Below are 21,146 nucleotides of genomic sequence, written 5' to 3' on the forward strand. Positions count from 1 at the left end.
TTAGCAGTGGGGCATCTCTATTATCTTGAGCGCCCCATACTTACGTTAAAATGTGAGCACTTTATCGGCAAGCAGCGTCCATTGCGCCAGTTCTACCAGAGTACCAATTTCCACTCCATCAATCAGTGGAAGTGTGCTGATGCCACGACCATCGGTGCAGGTTTTGCACAATTTCACTGGCACATTTTGCGCCGTGAGGATCTCCAGCATTTGCTGAATGTTATAGCCTTCCCCAGGTTTTTGTCCGCGCAATCCGGCAGTGACCGCATCAGACATCAGGAATAGACGCAGATCCAGGTAGCTTTCCTGCTCTCGTAGCGCAATGGCCAGCCGCAGGCTGTTAAATAAGGATTCGCTCCCGTAGGGGGCGCCATTGGCAACGATCACGATTCTTTGCATTATTTACTCCTGTATTCAGGGAATTAGATGTTCAGTTTCTATCTTACAGCTTGTGTGCTGTCTGACCAATCCGACACATTTTTTAGGATTTGTCATAAAGCATGCAAAAGTACAAGAAAAATTACCAGTAATCGTTATTCTATAAAGCTGTAGCTGTTCATTTTTATTGGAAATTACTGACGTTTTGAGCCGTTTCGTCCCGCGCATTATCGCAATTTGTTTACTCTTGCTGCTGGCAGGCGGTATAGCTAGCGCACAGTCCTCTTTTAAACAGCAAGCGGCAAATCCTTTTGATAACGACAGTGACGGTCTTCCTGACTTAGGAATGGCTGCGGAAAATCATGACGGTGAAAAACATTTTGCTGAAATTGTGAAAGATTTTGGTGAAACCAGTATGACTGATAAAGGTCAGGACACTGGCGAGCAGGCGAGAGCTTTTGCGTTGGGAAAAGTCCGCGATGCGCTTAGCCAGCAGGTCAATCAGCACGTGGAATCCTGGCTATCGCCGTGGGGGAACGCCAGTGTCGACGTCAAAGTGGATAACGAAGGACATTTTACAGGTAGCCGGGGGAGCTGGTTTGTACCGCTACAGGATAACGAACGTTATCTTACATGGAGCCAGATTGGGCTCACTCAGCAGGATGATGGTCTGGTCAGTAACCTTGGCGCAGGCCAACGCTGGGCGCGTGGCAACTGGCTGGTGGGATATAACACTTTTTATGACAACTTGCTGGATCAAAATCTCCAGCGAGCAGGTTTCGGTGCCGAAGCGTGGGGGGAATATTTGCGGTTGTCAGCAAACTATTACCAGCCTTTTGCCTCCTGGCGTGAACAGACCGCCACGCTCGAGCAACGAATGGCGCGTGGTTACGACTTGACGGCCCGGATGCGGATGCCGTTTTACCAGCATATCAACACCAGCGTTAGCCTCGAACAATATTTTGGTCAGAGTGTTGATTTGTTTAACACCGGCACGGGTTATCACAATCCCGTCGCCTTGAGTCTTGGACTAAATTACACACCTGTCCCACTCGTTACAGTAACCGCCCTGCATAAACAGGGGGAAAGTGGAGAAAGGCAAAATAACCTCGGACTGAATATTAACTACCGTTTTGGCGTGCCGCTCAACAAACAGCTTTCTGCTGGCGAAGTTGCTGAAAGCCAGTCGCTACGCGGCAGTCGCTATGACAATCCGCAGCGAAATAATCTGCCGACTATTGAGTATCGGCAACGTAAAACCTTAACGGTGTTTCTGGCAACGCCGCCCTGGGATCTTAAACCTGGTGAAACCGTGCCACTGAAATTACAAATTCGCAGTCATTACGGTATTCGGCAATTGATCTGGCAGGGAGATACGCAGATGTTAAGTCTGACATCGGGAGCGACAGCCAATAGTGCGGATGGCTGGACGTTGATCATGCCGGACTGGCAAAGTGGGGAAGGGGCGAGCAATCAATGGCGATTGTCGGTAGTGGTGGAGGATAACCAGGGGCAGCGTGTCTCTTCCAATGAGATCACGCTAACGCTTGCCGAACCTTTCGACGCAATGTCGAACGACGAACCGATCTGGGAACCGTAATCAGAAAATACGTTCCTGATGCACCCATACCGCAGCTTCTACACGAGATTTGAGCTTCATTTTTTTCAGCATGTGTTTCACATGCACTTTAACCGTGCTTTCAGTGATGTCCAGGCGACGGGCAATCATCTTATTCGGTAAGCCCTGGGCTATTAGTTTTAGAATGTCGCGTTCACGTGGTGTTAACTGGTTAACATCACGCTCAGTCGTAGCGCGGTTAGCGCGCAGGCTGGCGGCCAGAACAGGGGTCAACGCTTCGCTTAAGACCATTTCGCCAGCGGCAGCCTGATGCAATGCTTTCAGTAAATCTTCTGGCTCCATATCTTTTAACAGATAGCCATCTGCACCGCGTTTCAATGCGGTTACCACGTCCTCTTCATGGTTAGAGACGCTGAACACCACAATACGGCCAGAGAGGGACTTTTCGCGCAGTTTATCCAGCGTTTCCAGACCGTTCATGCCGGGCATATTGAGATCTAACAGGATCAGATCGGGATCAAGAGACTCCGCCAGTTCAATACCCTGTTCGCCATTACTCGCTTCGCCAACCACGGTGATATCTGGTGCCATACTAATAAGCTGTTTTACGCCAGTTCGCAGCATCGGGTGATCGTCAATCAGCAGGATAGTAGCCGGTTCCTGATTACTCATGGGTATCTCCTTGGACGTCTGTGAAAGTTTTTTCGGGAATAAAGGTGACCACCACTTCGGTGCCACCTGATTCACGACGGCGGACGCGGCAATCGCCTCGTAAACTTTGCGCACGGTCGCGCATTATTATCATGCCGTAGTGATTGCTGCGGATGGCATTTTCAGGCACGCCGCAGCCATTATCCTGAACGGTCAGTTTTACCTGATTATCGTTTTGCGCCACCGTAACCACCACCTCACTTGCTTGCGAATGTTTGAGGGCGTTACTTAATGCCTCACGGGCAATTTGCAACAGATGGATTGCCTGATGTGAAGGCACCAGACGTGGCGGCAATTGGTAATTCAGCTTCACCGGGAAGCCAAATTTGGCGCTGTACTCTTCGCAGCTCGCCTCCAGTGCGGGACGTAATCCTGGTTCGGTGAGCTGTAAACGAAATGTGGTGAGTAACTCACGCAACTGCGCCCAGGACGCATTCAGTTCGTTACGGATCTGGCTTAACAGTTCGCGGCTGCTTTCTGGCAGCGCGTCGCCTTGCATCTGTAAACAACTTACCTGCATTTTCATGCAAGAGAGCGATTGAGCAATAGAATCATGCAGTTCGCGCGCAATGGTGGCACGCTCTTCCATCACGATCAACTGCTGCTGGCGCTCCTGATGGCGATCCAACGCCAGCGTGGCGGTGAGCTGTTCAACCAGGGTATCCACCAGTTGTTGTTGATCATGGCTAAGATGACGCCCCTGCGGCAGGGTAGCCAGCAAAATACCATACTGCATATGAGAATCCGCTAACCGCCATTTCAACGTAGTGCCGCGATCGCCAACGGGTAAAACGCCGCGTGGGCAGAGATGGCAGCCTTTATCATCGCAAGTCATATCTGGCTGACAGGTGAACTCCTGATGGTTCTCTTCATCTTCCGTGTCATATACCCGTAGTTCGATATCACGCAACAAGGTTAAATTTTGCAGACCGTTAAGCACAGGCGACAGGCGTTCACACAGCGGAGCGCGGGAATGCAAACGGCGGTTGGCCTGCCACAAAAAAGAGAGAATCTGATTTTTATGCTCCAGTCCGGCAGTTTTCTCCTGTACCCGCTGCTCAAGCACGGCATAACTTTCCGCCAGTTCAGCAGACATATTGTTCAGTGCAGTCCCCAACATCGCCATCTCGTTGCGTCCGCTGATATTCGCTCTCTTACTAAAATCGCGATGACTGACAGCGCTGGCCATTGCCAGTAATTGTCGCCACGGTTGAAGCAAACGCGCTCGCAGCCAGATAATGGTAAACACCAGTAAAAGCGCCATAAAGACCGCCATTACCCGGTGGACCAGCACAACTGTCTCAATACGCGTTTCGGTGGTGCGATCGAAACCAGAAACCAGCTTATCAAGCCCGGCAACAAACTGGCTGACGTCTGCCGACACCGTTTCGCGGTTTTGTGCACGCAACAGCGCAGGAATCAATTCATTGCGCCAGTAATCCTGTAGCCCCTGTAATTGCGCCAGTTGCCCGTCTCGTTCTGCCGCACGAGTTAACTCGGTGCTAAATGCCGTTTGTTCCATCTCTTTGATTAAGGGCTTGTCATTCTCGCTTAATGGCACAGCCGCCAGCAGACGGTAACTTTGCATGCGCAGCGATCCCGCTTTGTTGATCGCATGGGCGCTGCCCTGAACGCCTTGCACCAGCCAGCCAGAAACTGCCATCCCCGCCAGTCCAATGGCGGTAGAAAGCAAAACAATCAGCGCAACCTGATTAACCAGGGTGAGCGGAGAGAGACAACGTTTAAGCATATAAACCTCTTCCTTCAGGCTTTGAATGAGCAATAACCTTAATGAATGTGACGATACATTCTGGAATGGCAGTATTCTCGGCTATTGGCTGAAGTATACCCATACCCGGAAAGAGTTACTCCTTATTTGCCGTGTGGTTAGTCGCTTTACGTCAGTAAGGGTAGGGATTTTACAGTGTCGTGAAAAATCTCAAAATTTTTATGAAATCTCTGTACTCACTATGGGTAATGATAAATATCAATGATAGATAAAGTTATATTGTCGTTTGATTTACATCAAATTGCCTTTGGCTACAGACACTAAGGTGGCAGACATCGAAACGAGTATCAGAGGTGTCTATGAGTCACTCATCCGCCCCCGAAAGGGCTACTGGAGCAGTCATTACAGATTGGCGACCGGAAGATCCTGCGTTCTGGCAACAACGCGGTCAACGCATCGCCAGCCGTAACCTGTGGATTTCCGTTCCCTGCCTGCTTCTGGCGTTTTGCGTATGGATGTTATTCAGTGCCGTTGCGGTGAACCTACCGAAAGTCGGCTTTAATTTTACGACCGATCAGCTATTTATGCTGACTGCGCTACCTTCAGTTTCTGGCGCATTATTACGTGTTCCATACTCCTTTATGGTTCCAATCTTCGGTGGTCGTCGCTGGACGGCATTCAGCACCGGTATTCTGATTATTCCTTGCGTCTGGCTGGGTTTTGCCGTGCAGGATACCTCCACGCCTTATAGCGTCTTCATCATCATCTCTCTGCTGTGCGGCTTTGCTGGCGCGAACTTCGCCTCCAGTATGGCAAACATCAGCTTCTTCTTTCCGAAACAGAAGCAGGGTGGCGCGCTGGGCCTGAATGGTGGTCTGGGCAACATGGGTGTCAGCGTTATGCAGCTGGTTGCTCCGCTGGTGGTATCACTGTCAATTTTTGCTGCATTTGGTAGCCAGGGGGTAACACAGCCTGATGGCACCGAGCTGTATCTGGCGAACGCGTCCTGGGTATGGGTGCCGTTCCTCGCCATCTTCACCATCGCGGCATGGTTTGGCATGAACGACCTTGCTACCTCGAAAGCCTCCATCAAGGAGCAGTTACCGGTACTCAAACGTGGGCATCTGTGGATTATGAGTCTGCTGTATCTGGCAACCTTCGGCTCCTTCATCGGTTTCTCTGCGGGCTTTGCCATGTTGTCAAAAACGCAGTTCCCGGACGTGCAGATTCTGCACTACGCCTTCTTCGGACCGTTTATTGGCGCACTGGCGCGTTCTGCTGGTGGTGCATTGTCTGACCGTCTTGGCGGTACCCGTGTCACGCTGGTGAACTTCGTGCTGATGGCGATTTTCAGTGGCTTGCTGTTCCTCACCTTACCGACTGACGGGCAGGGCGGAAGCTTCATGGCGTTCTTTGCGGTCTTCCTGGCGCTGTTCCTGACCGCAGGGCTGGGTAGTGGTTCCACTTTCCAGATGATTTCCGTGATCTTCCGTAAACTGACAATGGATCGCGTGAAAGCAGAAGGGGGTTCTGACGAACGTGCCATGCGTGAAGCGGCAACCGACACTGCGGCGGCACTTGGCTTCATCTCTGCGATTGGTGCTATCGGTGGCTTCTTTATCCCGAAAGCGTTTGGTAGCTCACTGGCATTAACGGGTTCGCCAGTCGGTGCAATGAAAGTATTTTTGATTTTCTATATCGCCTGCGTGGTGATTACCTGGGCGGTATACGGTCGGCATTCTAAAAAATAAATCGTTACTCGTCATACTTCGGGTTACATGTGCTGCGGCTGCGTTCATTCACTCCAGTCACTTACTTTAGTAAGCTCCTGGGATTCATTCACTTGCCGCCTTCCTGTAACTCGAATTATATAGAGTAAAATATTTGATTATCCTTTGCGCGGCGTAATGTCGCGCTTTTTTTATTTGTCATTTAGTTACAACATACTTTGAGGGCGATAATTATTTTCAATTGCGTCAATTAAGCACCATTAATATGTCATCCATGGGGGATACTCCTTAATACCCACCTGTATAAAAATCCGAAATGTATAAATGTGAGATAGCATAAAAACCATTAATTTACAGTATGTTAGATATAAATTATTAATTACCCTTAAGGAGTATCTTAGGAATTTACTTTATTTTTCATCCCCACCACTCTTGATCGTTATCAATTCCCACGTTGTTTCAGAGCGTTACCTTGCCTTTAAACATTAGCAATGTCGATTTATCAGAGAGCCGACAGGCTCCCACAGGAGAAAACCGATGAGTAAATTCCTGGACCGGTTTCGCTACTTCAAGCAGAAGGGCGAAACCTTTGCCGATGGGCATGGCCAGCTTCTCAATACCAACCGTGACTGGGAGGATGGATATCGCCAGCGTTGGCAGCATGACAAAATCGTCCGCTCTACCCACGGGGTAAACTGCACCGGCTCCTGTAGCTGGAAAATCTACGTTAAAAACGGTCTGGTGACCTGGGAAACCCAGCAGACTGACTATCCGCGTACCCGTCCGGACCTGCCAAACCATGAACCTCGCGGCTGCCCGCGCGGCGCCAGCTACTCCTGGTATCTCTATAGCGCCAACCGCCTGAAATACCCAATGATGCGCAAACGCCTGATGAAAATGTGGCGTGAAGCGAAGGCGCTGCATAGCGATCCGGTTGAGGCATGGGCTTCTATCATTGAAGACGCCGATAAAGCGAAAAGCTTTAAGCAGGCGCGTGGACGCGGTGGTTTTGTTCGTTCTTCCTGGCAGGAAGTGAACGAACTGATCGCCGCATCTAACGTTTACACCATCAAAAACTACGGCCCGGACCGTGTCGCTGGCTTCTCGCCAATTCCGGCAATGTCGATGGTTTCTTACGCATCGGGTGCGCGCTATCTCTCGCTGATTGGCGGTACTTGCTTGAGCTTCTACGACTGGTACTGCGACCTGCCTCCTGCGTCTCCGCAAACCTGGGGCGAGCAAACTGACGTTCCGGAATCCGCTGACTGGTACAACTCCAGCTACATCATCGCCTGGGGTTCAAACGTGCCGCAGACGCGTACCCCGGATGCTCACTTCTTTACTGAAGTGCGTTACAAAGGCACCAAAACTGTTGCCGTAACGCCGGACTACGCTGAAATCGCCAAATTGTGCGATCTTTGGCTGGCACCGAAACAAGGCACCGATGCGGCAATGGCGCTGGCGATGGGCCACGTAATGCTGCGTGAATTCCACCTCGACAACCCAAGCCAGTATTTCACCGACTATGTGCGTCGCTACACCGACATGCCGATGCTGGTGATGCTGGAAGAGCGCGACGGTTACTACGCTGCGGGTCGTATGCTGCGCGCTGCCGATCTGGTGGATGCGCTGGGCCAGGAAAACAATCCGGAATGGAAAACTGTCGCCTTTAATACCAATGGCGAAATGGTTGCGCCGAACGGTTCTATTGGCTTCCGCTGGGGCGAGAAGGGCAAATGGAATCTGGAGCAGCGCGACGGTAAAACCGGCGAAGAAACTGAGCTGCAACTGAGTCTGCTGGGTAGCCAGGATGAGATCGCTGAAGTGGGCTTCCCGTACTTTGGCGGCGACGGCACTGAACACTTCAACAAAGTGGAGCTGGAAAACATTCTGCTGCACAAACTGCCGGTAAAACGCCTGCAACTGGCCGACGGTAGCACCGCTCTGGTGACCACCGTTTATGATCTGACGCTGGCAAACTACGGTCTGGAACGCGGCCTGAACGACGTTAACTGCGCAACCAGCTACGACGATGTGAAAGCTTACACTCCGGCGTGGGCCGAGCAGATCACTGGCGTTTCTCGCAGCCAGATTATCCGTATTGCCCGTGAATTTGCTGATAACGCTGACAAGACGCACGGTCGTTCGATGATTATCGTCGGTGCGGGTCTGAACCACTGGTACCACCTCGATATGAACTACCGTGGTCTGATCAACATGCTGATTTTCTGCGGCTGTATTGGTCAGAGCGGCGGCGGCTGGGCGCACTACGTAGGTCAGGAAAAACTGCGTCCGCAAACCGGCTGGCAGCCGCTGGCGTTTGCCCTTGACTGGCAGCGTCCGGCGCGTCACATGAACAGCACCTCTTACTTCTATAACCACTCCAGCCAGTGGCGTTATGAAACCGTGACTGCGGAAGAGCTGCTGTCGCCGATGGCGGATAAATCCCGCTACACCGGACATCTGATCGACTTCAACGTTCGTGCGGAACGCATGGGCTGGCTGCCGTCTGCACCGCAGTTAGGCACTAACCCGCTGACTATCGCTCGCGAAGCAGAAAAAGCCGGGATGAATCCGGTGGATTACACCGTGAAATCCCTGAAAGACGGTTCCATCCGTTTTGCGGCTGAACAACCAGAAAACGGTAAAAACCACCCGCGTAACCTGTTCATCTGGCGTTCTAACCTGCTCGGTTCTTCCGGTAAAGGTCATGAGTTTATGCTCAAGTACCTGCTGGGGACGGAACACGGTATCCAGGGTAAAGATCTGGGGCAGCAGGGCGGCGTGAAGCCGGAAGAAGTGGACTGGCAGGACAACGGTCTGGAAGGCAAGCTGGATCTGGTGGTGACGCTGGACTTCCGTCTGTCGAGCACCTGTCTCTATTCCGACATCATTTTGCCGACGGCGACCTGGTACGAAAAAGACGACATGAATACTTCGGATATGCATCCGTTTATTCACCCGCTGTCTGCGGCGGTCGATCCGGCCTGGGAAGCGAAAAGTGACTGGGAAATCTACAAAGCCATCGCCAAGAAATTCTCCGAAGTGTGCGTTGGTCATCTGGGTAAAGAAACCGACATCGTCACGCTGCCGATCCAGCACGACTCTGCCGCTGAACTGGCGCAGCCGCTGGATGTGAAAGACTGGAAAAAAGGCGAATGCGACCTGATCCCCGGTAAAACCGCACCGCACATTATGGTCGTAGAGCGCGATTATCCGGCAACTTACGAACGCTTTACCTCTATCGGCCCGCTGATGGAGAAAATCGGTAACGGTGGTAAAGGGATTGCCTGGAACACCCAGAGCGAGATGGATCTGCTGCGTAAGCTCAACTACACCAAAGCGGAAGGTCCGGCGAAAGGCCAGCCGATGCTGAACACCGCCATTGATGCGGCAGAGATGATCCTGACGCTGGCACCGGAAACTAACGGTCAGGTAGCCGTGAAAGCCTGGGCTGCCCTGAGCGAATTTACCGGTCGTGACCATACGCATCTGGCGCTGAATAAAGAAGACGAGAAGATCCGCTTCCGCGATATTCAGGCACAGCCGCGCAAAATTATCTCCAGCCCGACCTGGTCTGGTCTGGAAGATGAACACGTTTCTTACAACGCCGGTTACACCAACGTTCACGAGCTGATCCCGTGGCGCACGCTCTCGGGTCGTCAGCAGCTTTATCAGGATCATCAGTGGATGCGTGATTTCGGTGAAAGCCTGCTGGTTTATCGTCCGCCGATTGACACCCGTTCGGTGAAAGAAGTGATGGGCCAGAAATCCAACGGTAATCCGGAAAAAGCGCTCAACTTCCTGACGCCGCACCAGAAGTGGGGGATCCACTCCACCTATAGCGACAACCTGCTGATGCTGACTTTAGGTCGCGGTGGTCCGGTGGTCTGGCTGAGTGAAGCCGATGCCAAAGATCTGGGTATCGCCGATAACGACTGGATTGAAGTCTTCAACAGCAACGGTGCACTGACTGCCCGTGCGGTTGTCAGCCAGCGTGTTCCGGCAGGGATGACCATGATGTACCACGCGCAGGAACGTATCGTTAACCTGCCTGGTTCGGAAATTACCCAACAGCGTGGTGGTATCCATAACTCGGTCACCCGTATCACGCCGAAACCGACGCATATGATCGGCGGCTATGCCCATCTGGCATACGGCTTTAACTACTACGGCACTGTAGGTTCTAACCGCGATGAGTTTGTTGTAGTGCGTAAGATGAAGAACATTGACTGGTTAGATGGCGAAGGCAATGACCAGGTACAGGAGAGCGTAAAATGAAAATTCGTTCACAAGTCGGCATGGTGCTGAATCTCGATAAGTGCATCGGCTGCCACACCTGTTCAGTTACCTGTAAAAACGTCTGGACCAGCCGCGAAGGCGTGGAATACGCGTGGTTCAACAACGTTGAAACCAAGCCGGGCCAGGGCTTCCCGACTGACTGGGAAAACCAGGAAAAATACAAAGGCGGCTGGATCCGTAAAATCAACGGCAAACTGCAACCGCGCATGGGTAACCGCGCCATGCTGTTGGGTAAAATCTTCGCTAACCCGCATCTGCCGGGGATCGACGATTATTACGAGCCGTTTGATTTTGACTATCAGAACCTACATACCGCGCCGGAAGGCAGCAAATCGCAGCCGATTGCCCGTCCGCGTTCGCTGATTACCGGCGAACGGATGGCGAAAATCGAAAAAGGGCCGAACTGGGAAGATGACCTGGGCGGCGAGTTTGACAAACTGGCGAAAGACAAGAACTTCGACAACATCCAGAAGGCGATGTATAGCCAGTTCGAAAACACCTTCATGATGTATTTGCCGCGCCTGTGCGAACACTGCCTGAACCCGGCATGTGTGGCGACCTGCCCGAGCGGTGCGATTTACAAGCGTGAAGAAGATGGCATCGTCCTGATCGATCAGGACAAATGCCGTGGCTGGCGTATGTGCATCACCGGATGCCCATACAAAAAAATCTACTTCAACTGGAAGAGCGGTAAGTCTGAGAAGTGCATCTTCTGCTATCCGCGTATTGAAGCCGGTCAGCCGACGGTGTGTTCAGAAACCTGTGTCGGTCGTATCCGTTATCTCGGCGTGCTGCTGTACGATGCGGACGCCATTGAACGTGCGGCCAGCACCGAGAACGAAAAAGATCTCTACCAGCGTCAGCTGGACGTGTTCCTCGATCCGAACGATCCGAAGGTCATCGAGCAGGCGATCAAAGATGGTATCCCGCTGAGCGTTATTGAAGCTGCGCAGCAGTCGCCGGTTTATAAAATGGCGATGGAATGGAAACTGGCGCTGCCGCTGCATCCGGAATATCGCACCCTGCCGATGGTCTGGTACGTACCGCCTCTGTCTCCGATTCAGTCTGCGGCAGACGCTGGCGAGTTGGGCAGCAACGGCATTTTGCCAGACGTCGAAAGCCTGCGTATCCCGGTACAGTATCTGGCTAACCTGCTGACCGCAGGCGACACCCAACCGGTACTGCGTGCGCTGAAACGCATGCTGGCGATGCGTCATTACAAACGTGCTGAAACCGTTGACGGTAAAGTTGATACCCGTGCGCTGGAAGAGGTCGGTCTGACCGAAGCCCAGGCGCAGGAAATGTATCGTTATCTGGCGATTGCTAACTACGAAGATCGCTTTGTGGTGCCGAGCAGTCATCGTGAACTGGCGCGGGAAGCCTTCCCGGAGAAAAATGGCTGCGGCTTTACCTTTGGTGACGGCTGCCACGGTTCAGATACCAAATTCAATCTGTTCAACAGCCGTCGTATCGATGCCATCGATGTGACCAGCAAAATGGAGCCGCATCCATGATCGAACTCGTGATTGTATCGCGTCTCCTTGAATATCCGGATGCTGCCTTATGGCAGCATCAACAGGAGATGTTCGAGGCGATTGCCGCGTCGGAAAATTTGTCGAAAGAAGATGCCCATGCGCTGGGCATTTTCCTGCGCGATTTAACGGCGATGGATCCGCTGGATGCCCAGGCGCAGTACAGCGAACTGTTCGATCGTGGTCGCGCCACGTCACTGTTGCTATTCGAACATGTTCACGGTGAATCCCGCGATCGTGGTCAGGCAATGGTTGACCTGTTGGCGCAGTACGAGCAGCACGGCTTGCAGTTAAACAGCCGCGAATTGCCGGACCATCTGCCGCTGTATCTGGAATATCTGGCGCAGCTGCCGCAAAGCGAAGCCGTGGAAGGTTTGAAAGATATCGCGCCGATTCTGGCATTGCTGAGCGCGCGTCTGCAACAGCGTGAAAGCCGTTATGCCGTGCTGTTTGATCTGCTGCTGAAACTGGCGAATACCGCTATCGACAGTGACAAAGTGGCGGAAAAAATTGCCGACGAAGCGCGCGACGATACGCCGCAGGCGCTGGATGCCGTCTGGGAAGAAGAGCAGGTTAAATTCTTTGCTGACAAAGGCTGCGGTGATTCAGCAATCACTGCTCATCAGCGTCGCTTTGCCGGTGCCGTCGCGCCGCAATATCTGAATATCACCACCGGAGGACAGCACTAATGCAATTCCTGAATATGTTCTTCTTTGATATCTACCCGTACATAGCCGGGGCGGTCTTCCTGATTGGTAGCTGGCTGCGTTATGACTACGGGCAGTATACCTGGCGCGCGGCATCCAGCCAGATGCTGGACCGTAAAGGAATGAACCTGGCGTCGAACCTGTTCCATATCGGCATTCTGGGGATTTTCGTCGGCCACTTCTTCGGTATGCTGACGCCGCACTGGATGTATGAAGCGTGGTTGCCGATCGAAGTGAAACAAAAAATGGCGATGTTTGCTGGTGGTGCCAGCGGCGTGCTGTGTCTGATTGGCGGCGTGCTGTTGCTGAAGCGCCGTCTGTTCAGCCCTCGCGTGCGTGCAACCACTACCGGAGCGGATATCCTGATCCTGTCGCTGCTCGTTATCCAGTGCGCGCTGGGTCTGCTGACCATTCCATTCTCTGCCCAGCATATGGACGGTAGCGAGATGATGAAACTGGTTGGCTGGGCGCAGTCGGTAGTGACCTTCCACGGTGGCGCTTCTCAACATCTTGATGGTGTCGCGTTTATCTTCCGTCTGCACCTGGTGCTGGGGATGACGTTATTCCTGCTGTTCCCGTTCTCGCGTCTGGTGCACATCTGGAGCGTACCGGTGGAGTATCTGACACGTAAGTATCAGCTGGTGCGCGCTCGCCACTAAGCACGACATAGTGCCTGATGCGCTGCGCTTATCAGGCCTACAGAGTCGTACAATTCATTGATATTACGTGATATGCATGCCGGATAAGGCGTTCACGCCGCATCCGGCATAACGTAACGCACGTTGTCAGCCTGCTGAAATCATCAGTTACACATTGTCGATATTTCAGATTGTAGAGAAACGAACCTCATCGATATGATTGGCCCACCTATGGAGCAGTGAAGGAGCACTGACCGTGGATCAACCTAATCAATCGACGATCTCTGCGGCATTAAAAATAATCGCCACGGGGATCGCCTTACCACCTGATAAAATTACCTCTCAACAACTGGATGTTCAGTTAAATAAACCTGCGGGCTACGTTGAGCGACGTTCCGGCATTTGCTGGCGCTATTTTGCCAGCAACGACGCCAGCCAGGCCGAACTGGCGGCAGAAGCCTTGCATAATGCGTTAGCATCGGCTGCCTTAAAACCTTCTGATATTGATCTGTTAATTTGTGCGTCAGCCATTGCCGTACAGGCATTACCCTGTAGCGCAATTCATATTCTTAAAGCCGCTGCTATGCCCGCAGGCGTTGCCGGATTTGATATCAACAGTAGCTGTGTCAGTTTTATTTCCGCTCTGGAAGTCGCTGCCGGATTATTAAATTGTGGAGCATATCGGCGCATTGCTATCGTCTCGGCAGATATTGCTTCACGCGGCATCGACTGGAATCATGAAGAATCGTCACTCATTTTTGGTGATGGCGCGGCGTGCGCGATTGTTGAGCGAGGTGATGGTCGCAGCGGGATTATCGCCAGCCTGATCGAAATGTATCCCGAAGGCAGCGAACTGTGTGAAATTCGTGCGGGCGGCACGCGGCGTAATCCTCGTTCTGGTGTGAGTGACAGCGACTTTCTTTTTCATATGCAGGGGAAACCGCTGTTTCGTTTTGCCTCTTCACTTATTGAAGATTATTTTTCGCGCTTACTGCAAAAAAGCGGCCTGCAACTGGCTGATATTGTTACGGTCGTTCCGCATCAGGCTAGTCATCTTTCCCTTGAACATATGCGTAAACGGCTGCGAGTGCCGGAATCTGCGCTTATTGATGTCTACCGCTTCTACGGCAATCAGGTTGCTGCGTCTATACCCACAGCGCTGCATGAAGCGGTAATTAGCGGTCGTTTTACTGCGGATAAACCTGCGCTGTTGATTGGCACGGCGGCGGGGTTAACGCTGGCTGGCATGGTGCTTTTACCGTGAAGATCCTCGTAACAGGGGCGACCAGCGGCCTCGGGCGAAATGCCGTGCAATATTTGTTGCAATCGGGTGTTTCGGTTGTGGCAACAGGGCGAAATCGTGAGATTGGCAAAGTTCTCGCAAGCGCAGGTGCACAATTTGTGGCTCTCGATTTAACCGAGGCAACTGAGGATGACTGCGCCCGCTTGATGGAGGGTTGCGATGCCGTCTGGCACTGTGCGGCAAAGTCTTCGCCCTGGGGCGACAAAACGGCGTTCTGGCTTGCCAATGTCAAAGCGACCCACACCCTGGCACAGGCGGCTGGCAGGCTGAACATTCCCCGGTTTATCCATATCTCCACGCCTGCAGTTTACTTTGATTTTCAACATCACTATGACCTGCCAGAAAATTATCTTGCGCGAACATTTTCCAGTCATTACGCCAGCAGTAAATATGCTGCTGAACAGGTTATTACCGTGGCCGTTTCGCAATATCCTGCCACGAGGTTTATCCTTTTGCGTCCCCGTGGTTTGTTTGGCCCTCATGACCAGGTGATTGTTCCTCGTCTGATGCAGCAGTTGCAACAGGGGGGCGGCAGCTTACGTTTGCCGCGCGGTGGTGAAGCGTTATTGGATCTCACTTTCGTGCAAAATGTGGTGTATGCCATGCAGCTGGCAACGCAAGTTGAAGGCTTGTGCTCGGGCAGTATTTACAACATCAGCAATCATCAGCCACAGAAATTATCTGTAATGCTTGACGCCTTGCTGCGCCAGCAACTGGGATTGAGCTACCAAATTGCTACCGTTCCCTGGCCATTGCTTTCTCTGGTCGCGCGCGGCCTGGAGCTGTACGGGAAATGCGTTAATCAGGAACCTGTTATCACACGTTACAGCGCCGGAACACTCTGTTTTGATATGACGCTGAGTGCGCAAAAGGCCATTACGGAGTTGGGATATCACCCGCGCTTTTCGATGGAGCAAGGTATTGCAATCACGGGACAATGGTTGCGGGAACATGGGCTGAGGGAACATGGCAAAAATAACCGCATTTGAAACGGGCTGGTGTACCCATATTGGCTGTATTGCGCTAAAAGGGGCTGGGCTTAAAGTGTGTAAATTCCCCGCCCGCGCCTGGCTGCTGGAAGCGGGCGAGAAACGATGGCTGTGGGACACCGGTTATTCATCGTGGTTCGAACACTACACGCAATCCGGCGTATTTCGTCTTTATCGCCAGGTCACGCCGGTTTATTTCGATCCACAACAGGCGCTGGTGCGACAACTTTCCGCGCACGGACTGGCGGCAAAAGATGTTGATGCGATTATTCTGTCGCATTTTCACGCCGATCATATTGCTGGCCTGCGCGATTTCCCTGATGTCGCCTGTATCTGTTCCGGTGAAGGTTGGCAGCAGGTAAGAACGCTGCGTGGCATAGCCGCACTGCGTCAGGCCTTTGTACCAGGGTTGATCCCGGAGAATTTTGAATCCTCACTGCGTTTTATTGAAAGTTTCTCATCGGTGAATATGCCTCCTGAACTGGCACCGTTTGAGAGTGGCTATTTGCTGCCAGAAAGCAATGGCGAAATTATCCTCGTGCCGCTTCCCGGACATGCTGGCGGACATATCGGTGCGTTTGTGCAAACAGACGATGGCTGGACTTTACTGGCTGGGGATGCGGCATGGGCTCCTGCAAACTACCGCGAATTGCGCGGGCCTTCACCACTGGCGCATCTGGTTATGTCCGACAGCCACGCCTACTACCGCACGCTTGGGCAATTACATCAGCTTTGGCAAAACGGCGCAGTGGACATTCGGTTGTGCCACGAGGGGGATTTATGATCCCGTTGGCTTTACTCTGGCGCTACTTTCGTACCCGCAGGCTGCATTTCACCGATCGCCAGGCGCTGGAATACTGGCAGGCAAAAAGGCTGCATTTGTTCCGGCAAAATGTTTTATCTCAAAGCCCGTGGTTTCAGCGTTATCTGGCGTTGCCCTTTAACCAGTGGCCGTTGATGGACAAAGCATTAATGATGACGCATTTCGATGAGATGAATACCGCGGGTTTAAAGCGCGACGAGCTTCTCGCCTGTGCAATGCGCAGTGAGCAGAGTCGTGATTTCAAACCCAGCGTGGGCAAGTTCAGCGTTGGGCTTTCATCAGGTACATCCGGGCGTCGTGGACTTTTCGTGGTTAGCCCGCACGAGCAACAGATTTGGGCCGCCGGTGTGCTGGCAAAAGTGCTGCCCGACGGTTTATTTGCCAAAGAGCGGGTGGCACTGTTTTTGCGCGCGGACAACAACCTCTATCAAAGCGTGAATAACCGCTGGTTAAGTCTCGACTTTTACGATCTGCTGGCGCCATTTCAGGCGCAACTCAAACAACTGGAACAGCGAGCGCCCACTATTATTGTCGCGCCAGCTCAGGTATTACGCGCACTGGCGCTGGCGGTGATTGCCGGAGAGCTAACGCTAAAGATCAAAAAAGTGATTTCGGTGGCGGAAGTTCTGGAGCCGCAGGATCGGGAATTACTGCGAAGCGTGTTCAACAATGTGGGCGAAATCTATCAGGCGACAGAAGGCTTTCTCGCCTCTACCTGCCGGTGTGGCACGTTACATCTCAACGAAGAATTTGTTCACATTGAACCGCAATGGCTGGATGAGCACCGTTTCGTGCCGATCGTCACAGACTTTACCCGCACCACGCAGCCGGTGGTGCGTTATCGACTTGATGATGTGCTGGTGGCAAGCGAAAAGCCATGCCCTTGTGGCAGTGCGACAATGGCGATTGCGCGTATCGAAGGGCGGCAGGACGATCAACTGCAACTGCCGACAAGATCTGGCGATATTCAGACCGTATTTGCCGATGCATGTAGTCGGGTGCTGGCGATGACGCTGCCGTTAACTGCTGATTATCGCCTGCTACAAACCGGGGCAGCACAATTGACGTTAATAGCCGATTGTGAGCAGCGGATGCTGGAGCATTGCCGGGAAGCGTTGAATGCCTTGTTTATGCGCCAGAATATCGCAGTGGAGCAATTAATATGGTCATTGGAATCGCAAACTGTGCCAGTCTCTTTTACAGCCAAGCGGCGGCGAATTGTGCGTGAGTGGGGGCGGGAATGAGCAATTTACTGCTACGCCTGAAACAGATGCTGCTGGGCTGGGGAACCGTTGGGGTTATCTACAATTTTAGCGACTCCCTGCAAGGTGAAGGGTATCAATTAACGCCGTCAGTAATTGATAATTTAATTGCGTTTTCACCCTCCGCCGTGTGGCTGTATCTCTCGTTTTTTCTAATTGTGCCGTTAGGTTATTTATCCACGCCACTTTGCCACCTGCGCTGGCTTGTCCGCGCAATGCAACTTTCGGCGCTGGTGGCAGGCGTGTTTTATCTACTCTGGCCCACAACCATGCAATATCCCGCGTTTGCTCAGTCGGGGATATCTGCGGGGGCTCTAAATGGGCTGATCGCCATTGACTCAAGTCAGAACTGTTTTCCCTCCTTACACGCCGCGCTCACGCTGTTGGCGGTATGGGCAATTGCCAAAAAGGGGAGCCGTTGGCTAACACTAATGAGCGTGGTTTGGGCGATAGCGATCGCCTTTTCGATTCTGCAATTACGCAGACATTTATTTATCGATTTAGTAGGCGGCGCGTTGCTGGCGTCGGTTTGCGGTTGGATATGCGCAACATACGAGAAAGGGAAGACGGATTATGAGTGATTTATTATTCCCCATCATTTTGATGGTGCTGTTGGTGTTAGCCGAAGCGGGCGTATTGCAAATCACCGGGCGGCAAAAAGTGGACTGGCTGGATGTGATTTTTAATATCAACTCCGGTCATATGATGCTGTGGTTATTTCGCTGCCTGGAAGTGCTCTGCTATGGCCTGGTGGTCAATCACTTCAGCCTTGGACTGTTTGATAATGCGCCGGTGATCCTGCTGTGGCTTTTTACTATTCTGGCGTGGGATTTCGGCTTTTACTGGCTACATCGCTGGCATCACGAGATGCGCCCGCTGTGGGCGGTACATGTGGTGCATCATCAGGGGGAACACTACAACCTGTCATTAGGCGTGCGTAACTCGTGGTACTCCTCGTTAACCTCAATCCCGTTTTTTATGCTGCTGGCGATACTTGGCGTGCCGTTGCAGGTCTTTTTGGCGGTTTCTATTATTCACTACAGTTGGCAGTTTTTTAACCATAACGCGCTAACACCGAAACTGGGCTGGCTGGAAAAAGTGCTGATCACGCCTTCGCACCATCGCGTTCACCACCTGAATGAAAAGCAATATGCCGATACCAATTACGGCGGCACCTTTTTGCTGTGGGATAAGCTTTTTGGTTCGTATAACGCCGGGCCGGATCATGACGTAGGCTACGGCGTAAAAAATAGTCGCTTGTCCTGTAACCCGATGCGCGAGAGTAACCTGCCATTTTTACGCTTAATGGGCTTTCGCTCATTTGGCAAAGCGATTGAACGTCGTTACCAAAGTTCCGCGTGGGCAGTGGGGGCTGGGGTGATCCTGCTGTTTATGTTGGTGCTTGGCTACATTCAACAATATGGCTATGGCATCGAGTTTATTACCAGTGAGCAAGCCGTATTATTTGTTCTGCTGGTGGCAGGCTCCATTGCGCTGGGGGGCATGAGCGACGGGCAGCGTTGGGGAATGATTTTGTGGTGCTCTGTGACGTTGTCACTGCTCTATTTTATTCTTTATATGTGTTCATGGAGCACTCTGCTCTGGAAGGGATTAGCGGGCATTTTGCTGGCCCATTGCGTGTTATTCCTAATCGGTGTAGGACGTAAGTCGCTAAGGAAACGCTATGAACCTGTTTAATCCCGACAGGTTAATCACTTTTCCTGCTGATGATCCGCAACTGGTGAAACAGTTGCAGAATGGTACGAAATCGTACCTCGCAAAAGCAGGCGATCATCGTTATGCCGACGGCTGGGCATTCACCAAAATGGCGGCACTGATTATTGCCTGTCTGTGCTGTTATGCACTGGCGTTGTCTCAAAGCCAGTGGGGGATGTATCTGTTGTGGTATCTGGCGATGATGTTTTGCGCCATGCTGTTAGCGGTCAATGTGGTGCATGACGCGTCGCATGATGCGTTTTTGCGCGGTAAAAAGGCCAATGCGTGGCTTAACCGGTGGGTTGCTTTTCCAATGGGGCTTGATCCGGACTGTTGGCGGGTGCGCCACGTTCGCTTTCATCACGGCTTTACCAATATTGAATTTTACGATCCGGATACTGCAGAAAATGGCATTCTTCGCCAGACTCCGTGGCAACGGTGGCGACCTTTTATGCGCCAGCAACATCGCTACTGGCCGCTGGTCGCCGCGCTCACCTTTCCCTGGTATATCTGGGTGGTGGACTGGCTCGATCGCGCCGGGTTTACGCCGGTAACACGGCATCTGGCCCTGCGTGGTTTTGCTGGCTGGGGATATTTCTTAGCCGGGAAACTGGCGCATTGTGCGCTCTGTCTGATACTTCCCTGGCTACTGTCTGAATTTGGTTTTATGACCATCCTGCTGACTTATCTGCTTAGCCAGCTGCTGGCGTCATTGATCTTTGTGATGTTGATTATCGGAACGCACTGGGCGAAGGGGCATACGCAGTTACCGCCAGAAGAGGGCAAAATGGCCGTGGGCCGGCTGGCGCATACCTTCGCCACTACCTTTGACTGGACGCCGCAACCTGCATGGCTTGGCTACTGGCTGGGCGGAATTAATTTGCATCTTACCCATCATCTTTTTCCTCACTGGCATCATCGCCATTATCCAGCGTTAAGCCGCATTATCGCGCAAATTGCCAGCCAGCAAGGTCTGGATTATCAGTTATTGACGTTAGCCGATTTGCTGAGGCTACAGCAGCAGTTTTTACGGCGAATGGGGGAGGCGCAGATAGATTGAGAAACGAATTAAGAGATGGTGGTGGGGAAGGATTACTCAGCGCTGCGCGCTTCGCCCTTCGGGTCGTTGCCTGCGGCAACGCTCTCTCGCTGGCGCTCGAGTCGAACCTTGGTCGAAGCTTCTCATCCTTCCCCGCATGGGCAGAATATGAAACGATATCGATAAGTTTGAAATGAGTTTTTAGCAGGAAGTGATGGTGGTGGGGGAAGGATTACTCAGCGCTGCGCGCTTCGCCCTTCGGGTCGTTGCCTGCGGCAACGCTCTCTCGCTGACGCTCGAGTCGAACCTTGGTCGAAGCTTCTCATCCTTCCCCGCATGGGCAGAATATGAAACGATATCGATAAGTTTGAAATGAGTTTTTATCAGGAAGTGATGGTGGTGGGGGAAGGATTCGAACCTTCGAAGTCGATGACGGCAGATTTACAGTCTGCTCCCTTTGGCCGCTCGGGAACCCCACCAGGGGTAATTCATATTGTAGGTAATGCTTGAGATGGTGGTGGGGGAAGGATTCGAACCTTCGAAGTCGATGACGGCAGATTTACAGTCTGCTCCCTTTGGCCGCTCGGGAACCCCACCACGGGGTAATGCTTTTTACTGGCCTGCTCCCTCACTGGGAAGCGGGGCGCATCATATCAAATGACACGCCGCTGTAAAGGGTTACGTTGAGAAAAATGAACTGGTTGCGTA

Annotated in this window: 16 protein-coding genes, 2 tRNA genes and 2 other RNA genes; 13 read left to right on the plus strand and 7 right to left on the minus strand. The window is 52.3% G+C overall.

Annotated features, from left to right (window positions below; translation table 11 throughout):
• Positions 1–45 precede the first annotated feature (45 nt).
• Positions 46–399: a DsrE/F sulfur relay family protein YchN gene (gene ychN / locus FEK50_RS18070; RefSeq protein ID WP_064528737.1), complete on the minus strand. Its 354-nt coding sequence runs from the start codon at positions 397–399 to the stop codon at positions 46–48.
• Positions 400–583: 184 nt separating this feature from the next.
• Here ychN and FEK50_RS18075 point away from each other — a divergent pair, with 184 nt between their 5' ends.
• Positions 584–1,978, plus strand: coding sequence for a YchO/YchP family invasin (locus FEK50_RS18075; RefSeq protein ID WP_130205683.1), 1,395 nt, complete (start codon positions 584–586; stop codon positions 1,976–1,978).
• On the opposite strand, the gene narL is transcribed toward FEK50_RS18075, so the two are convergent.
• Both narL and narX read right to left on the minus strand, forming a co-directional pair.
• Complete coding sequence (gene narL / locus FEK50_RS18080; protein ID WP_000070491.1) at positions 1,979–2,629, minus strand: two-component system response regulator NarL; 651 nt, start codon at positions 2,627–2,629, stop codon at positions 1,979–1,981.
• Positions 2,622–4,418, minus strand: coding sequence for a nitrate/nitrite two-component system sensor histidine kinase NarX (gene narX, locus FEK50_RS18085; RefSeq protein ID WP_130222809.1), 1,797 nt, complete (start codon positions 4,416–4,418; stop codon positions 2,622–2,624). The genes narL and narX overlap by 8 nt, the downstream gene beginning before the upstream one ends.
• 338 nt (positions 4,419–4,756) lie before the next feature.
• Here narX and narK point away from each other — a divergent pair, with 338 nt between their 5' ends.
• The 12 genes from narK (at position 4,757) to FEK50_RS18145 (ending at position 20,459) form a co-directional block, all read left to right on the plus strand.
• Positions 4,757–6,148: a nitrate transporter NarK gene (gene narK, locus FEK50_RS18090; protein WP_130205687.1), complete on the plus strand. Its 1,392-nt coding sequence runs from the start codon at positions 4,757–4,759 to the stop codon at positions 6,146–6,148.
• Positions 6,149–6,664: 516 nt separating this feature from the next.
• Positions 6,665–10,408, plus strand: a complete 3,744-nt coding sequence (locus FEK50_RS18095) for a nitrate reductase subunit alpha (RefSeq protein WP_130205689.1) — start codon at positions 6,665–6,667, stop codon at positions 10,406–10,408.
• A complete protein-coding gene (gene narH / locus FEK50_RS18100) occupies positions 10,405–11,943 on the plus strand; it encodes a nitrate reductase subunit beta (RefSeq protein WP_138211670.1) in 1,539 nt (512 codons plus the stop codon). Before FEK50_RS18095 ends, narH begins: the two co-directional genes overlap by 4 nt.
• On the plus strand, positions 11,940–12,650 hold the full coding sequence (gene narJ, locus FEK50_RS18105; RefSeq protein ID WP_000571678.1) for a nitrate reductase molybdenum cofactor assembly chaperone: 711 nt from the start codon (positions 11,940–11,942) through the stop codon (positions 12,648–12,650). Before narH ends, narJ begins: the two co-directional genes overlap by 4 nt.
• Positions 12,650–13,327 carry a respiratory nitrate reductase subunit gamma gene (gene narI / locus FEK50_RS18110; RefSeq protein ID WP_001160110.1) on the plus strand — a complete coding sequence of 226 codons (678 nt, stop codon included), beginning with the start codon at positions 12,650–12,652 and terminating at the stop codon, positions 13,325–13,327. Before narJ ends, narI begins: the two co-directional genes overlap by 1 nt.
• 235 nt (positions 13,328–13,562) lie before the next feature.
• Entirely contained in the window at positions 13,563–14,570 is a 1,008-nt protein-coding gene (locus FEK50_RS18115; protein WP_131162653.1) for a 3-oxoacyl-[acyl-carrier-protein] synthase III C-terminal domain-containing protein, read from the plus strand.
• The gene (locus FEK50_RS18120; protein WP_131162652.1) at positions 14,567–15,598 is read left to right on the plus strand and encodes an NAD(P)-dependent oxidoreductase; all 1,032 of its coding nucleotides are present in this window, start codon (positions 14,567–14,569) and stop codon (positions 15,596–15,598) included. Before FEK50_RS18115 ends, FEK50_RS18120 begins: the two co-directional genes overlap by 4 nt.
• Entirely contained in the window at positions 15,576–16,382 is an 807-nt protein-coding gene (locus FEK50_RS18125; RefSeq protein WP_131162651.1) for an MBL fold metallo-hydrolase, read from the plus strand. The genes FEK50_RS18120 and FEK50_RS18125 overlap by 23 nt, the downstream gene beginning before the upstream one ends.
• Positions 16,379–17,665, plus strand: coding sequence for a F390 synthetase-related protein (locus FEK50_RS18130; RefSeq protein WP_131162650.1), 1,287 nt, complete (start codon positions 16,379–16,381; stop codon positions 17,663–17,665). Before FEK50_RS18125 ends, FEK50_RS18130 begins: the two co-directional genes overlap by 4 nt.
• Positions 17,662–18,264: a phosphatase PAP2 family protein gene (locus FEK50_RS18135; RefSeq protein ID WP_131162649.1), complete on the plus strand. Its 603-nt coding sequence runs from the start codon at positions 17,662–17,664 to the stop codon at positions 18,262–18,264. Before FEK50_RS18130 ends, FEK50_RS18135 begins: the two co-directional genes overlap by 4 nt.
• Positions 18,257–19,381: a sterol desaturase family protein gene (locus FEK50_RS18140; RefSeq protein WP_131162648.1), complete on the plus strand. Its 1,125-nt coding sequence runs from the start codon at positions 18,257–18,259 to the stop codon at positions 19,379–19,381. The genes FEK50_RS18135 and FEK50_RS18140 overlap by 8 nt, the downstream gene beginning before the upstream one ends.
• Positions 19,368–20,459: an acyl-CoA desaturase gene (locus FEK50_RS18145; protein WP_131162647.1), complete on the plus strand. Its 1,092-nt coding sequence runs from the start codon at positions 19,368–19,370 to the stop codon at positions 20,457–20,459. Before FEK50_RS18140 ends, FEK50_RS18145 begins: the two co-directional genes overlap by 14 nt.
• A 16-nt stretch (positions 20,460–20,475) precedes the next feature.
• Here FEK50_RS18145 and FEK50_RS18150 read toward each other — a convergent pair.
• The 4 genes from FEK50_RS18150 to FEK50_RS18165 all read right to left on the minus strand — a co-directional run bounded on the left by FEK50_RS18150 (position 20,476) and on the right by FEK50_RS18165 (position 21,035).
• Positions 20,476–20,606: non-coding RNA, RtT sRNA (locus tag FEK50_RS18150), on the minus strand.
• A 47-nt stretch (positions 20,607–20,653) separates the two neighbouring features.
• Positions 20,654–20,785: non-coding RNA, RtT sRNA (locus FEK50_RS18155), on the minus strand.
• 47 nt (positions 20,786–20,832) lie between these two features.
• Positions 20,833–20,917, minus strand: a tRNA-Tyr gene (locus FEK50_RS18160).
• Positions 20,918–20,950: 33 nt separating this feature from the next.
• A tRNA-Tyr gene (locus tag FEK50_RS18165) sits at positions 20,951–21,035 on the minus strand.
• Positions 21,036–21,146 lie beyond the last annotated feature (111 nt).

It is taken from the genome of Escherichia sp. E2586 (assembly GCF_005781105.1).
GTDB lineage: Bacteria > Pseudomonadota > Gammaproteobacteria > Enterobacterales > Enterobacteriaceae > Escherichia.

Coding starts and splice junctions, on each gene's coding strand:
- narJ (WP_000571678.1), top strand. CDS start 11,940: ATGATCGAACTCGTGATTGTATCGCGTCTCCTTGAATATCCGGATGCT.
- narX (WP_130222809.1), bottom strand. CDS start 4,418: ATGCTTAAACGTTGTCTCTCTCCGCTCACCCTGGTTAATCAGGTTGCG.
- FEK50_RS18130 (WP_131162650.1), top strand. CDS start 16,379: ATGATCCCGTTGGCTTTACTCTGGCGCTACTTTCGTACCCGCAGGCTG.
- narH (WP_138211670.1), top strand. CDS start 10,405: ATGAAAATTCGTTCACAAGTCGGCATGGTGCTGAATCTCGATAAGTGC.
- FEK50_RS18125 (WP_131162651.1), top strand. CDS start 15,576: ATGGCAAAAATAACCGCATTTGAAACGGGCTGGTGTACCCATATTGGC.
- FEK50_RS18095 (WP_130205689.1), top strand. CDS start 6,665: ATGAGTAAATTCCTGGACCGGTTTCGCTACTTCAAGCAGAAGGGCGAA.
- narL (WP_000070491.1), bottom strand. CDS start 2,629: ATGAGTAATCAGGAACCGGCTACTATCCTGCTGATTGACGATCACCCG.
- ychN (WP_064528737.1), bottom strand. CDS start 399: ATGCAAAGAATCGTGATCGTTGCCAATGGCGCCCCCTACGGGAGCGAA.
- FEK50_RS18140 (WP_131162648.1), top strand. CDS start 18,257: ATGAGTGATTTATTATTCCCCATCATTTTGATGGTGCTGTTGGTGTTA.
- narK (WP_130205687.1), top strand. CDS start 4,757: ATGAGTCACTCATCCGCCCCCGAAAGGGCTACTGGAGCAGTCATTACA.
- narI (WP_001160110.1), top strand. CDS start 12,650: ATGCAATTCCTGAATATGTTCTTCTTTGATATCTACCCGTACATAGCC.
- FEK50_RS18145 (WP_131162647.1), top strand. CDS start 19,368: ATGAACCTGTTTAATCCCGACAGGTTAATCACTTTTCCTGCTGATGAT.
- FEK50_RS18135 (WP_131162649.1), top strand. CDS start 17,662: ATGAGCAATTTACTGCTACGCCTGAAACAGATGCTGCTGGGCTGGGGA.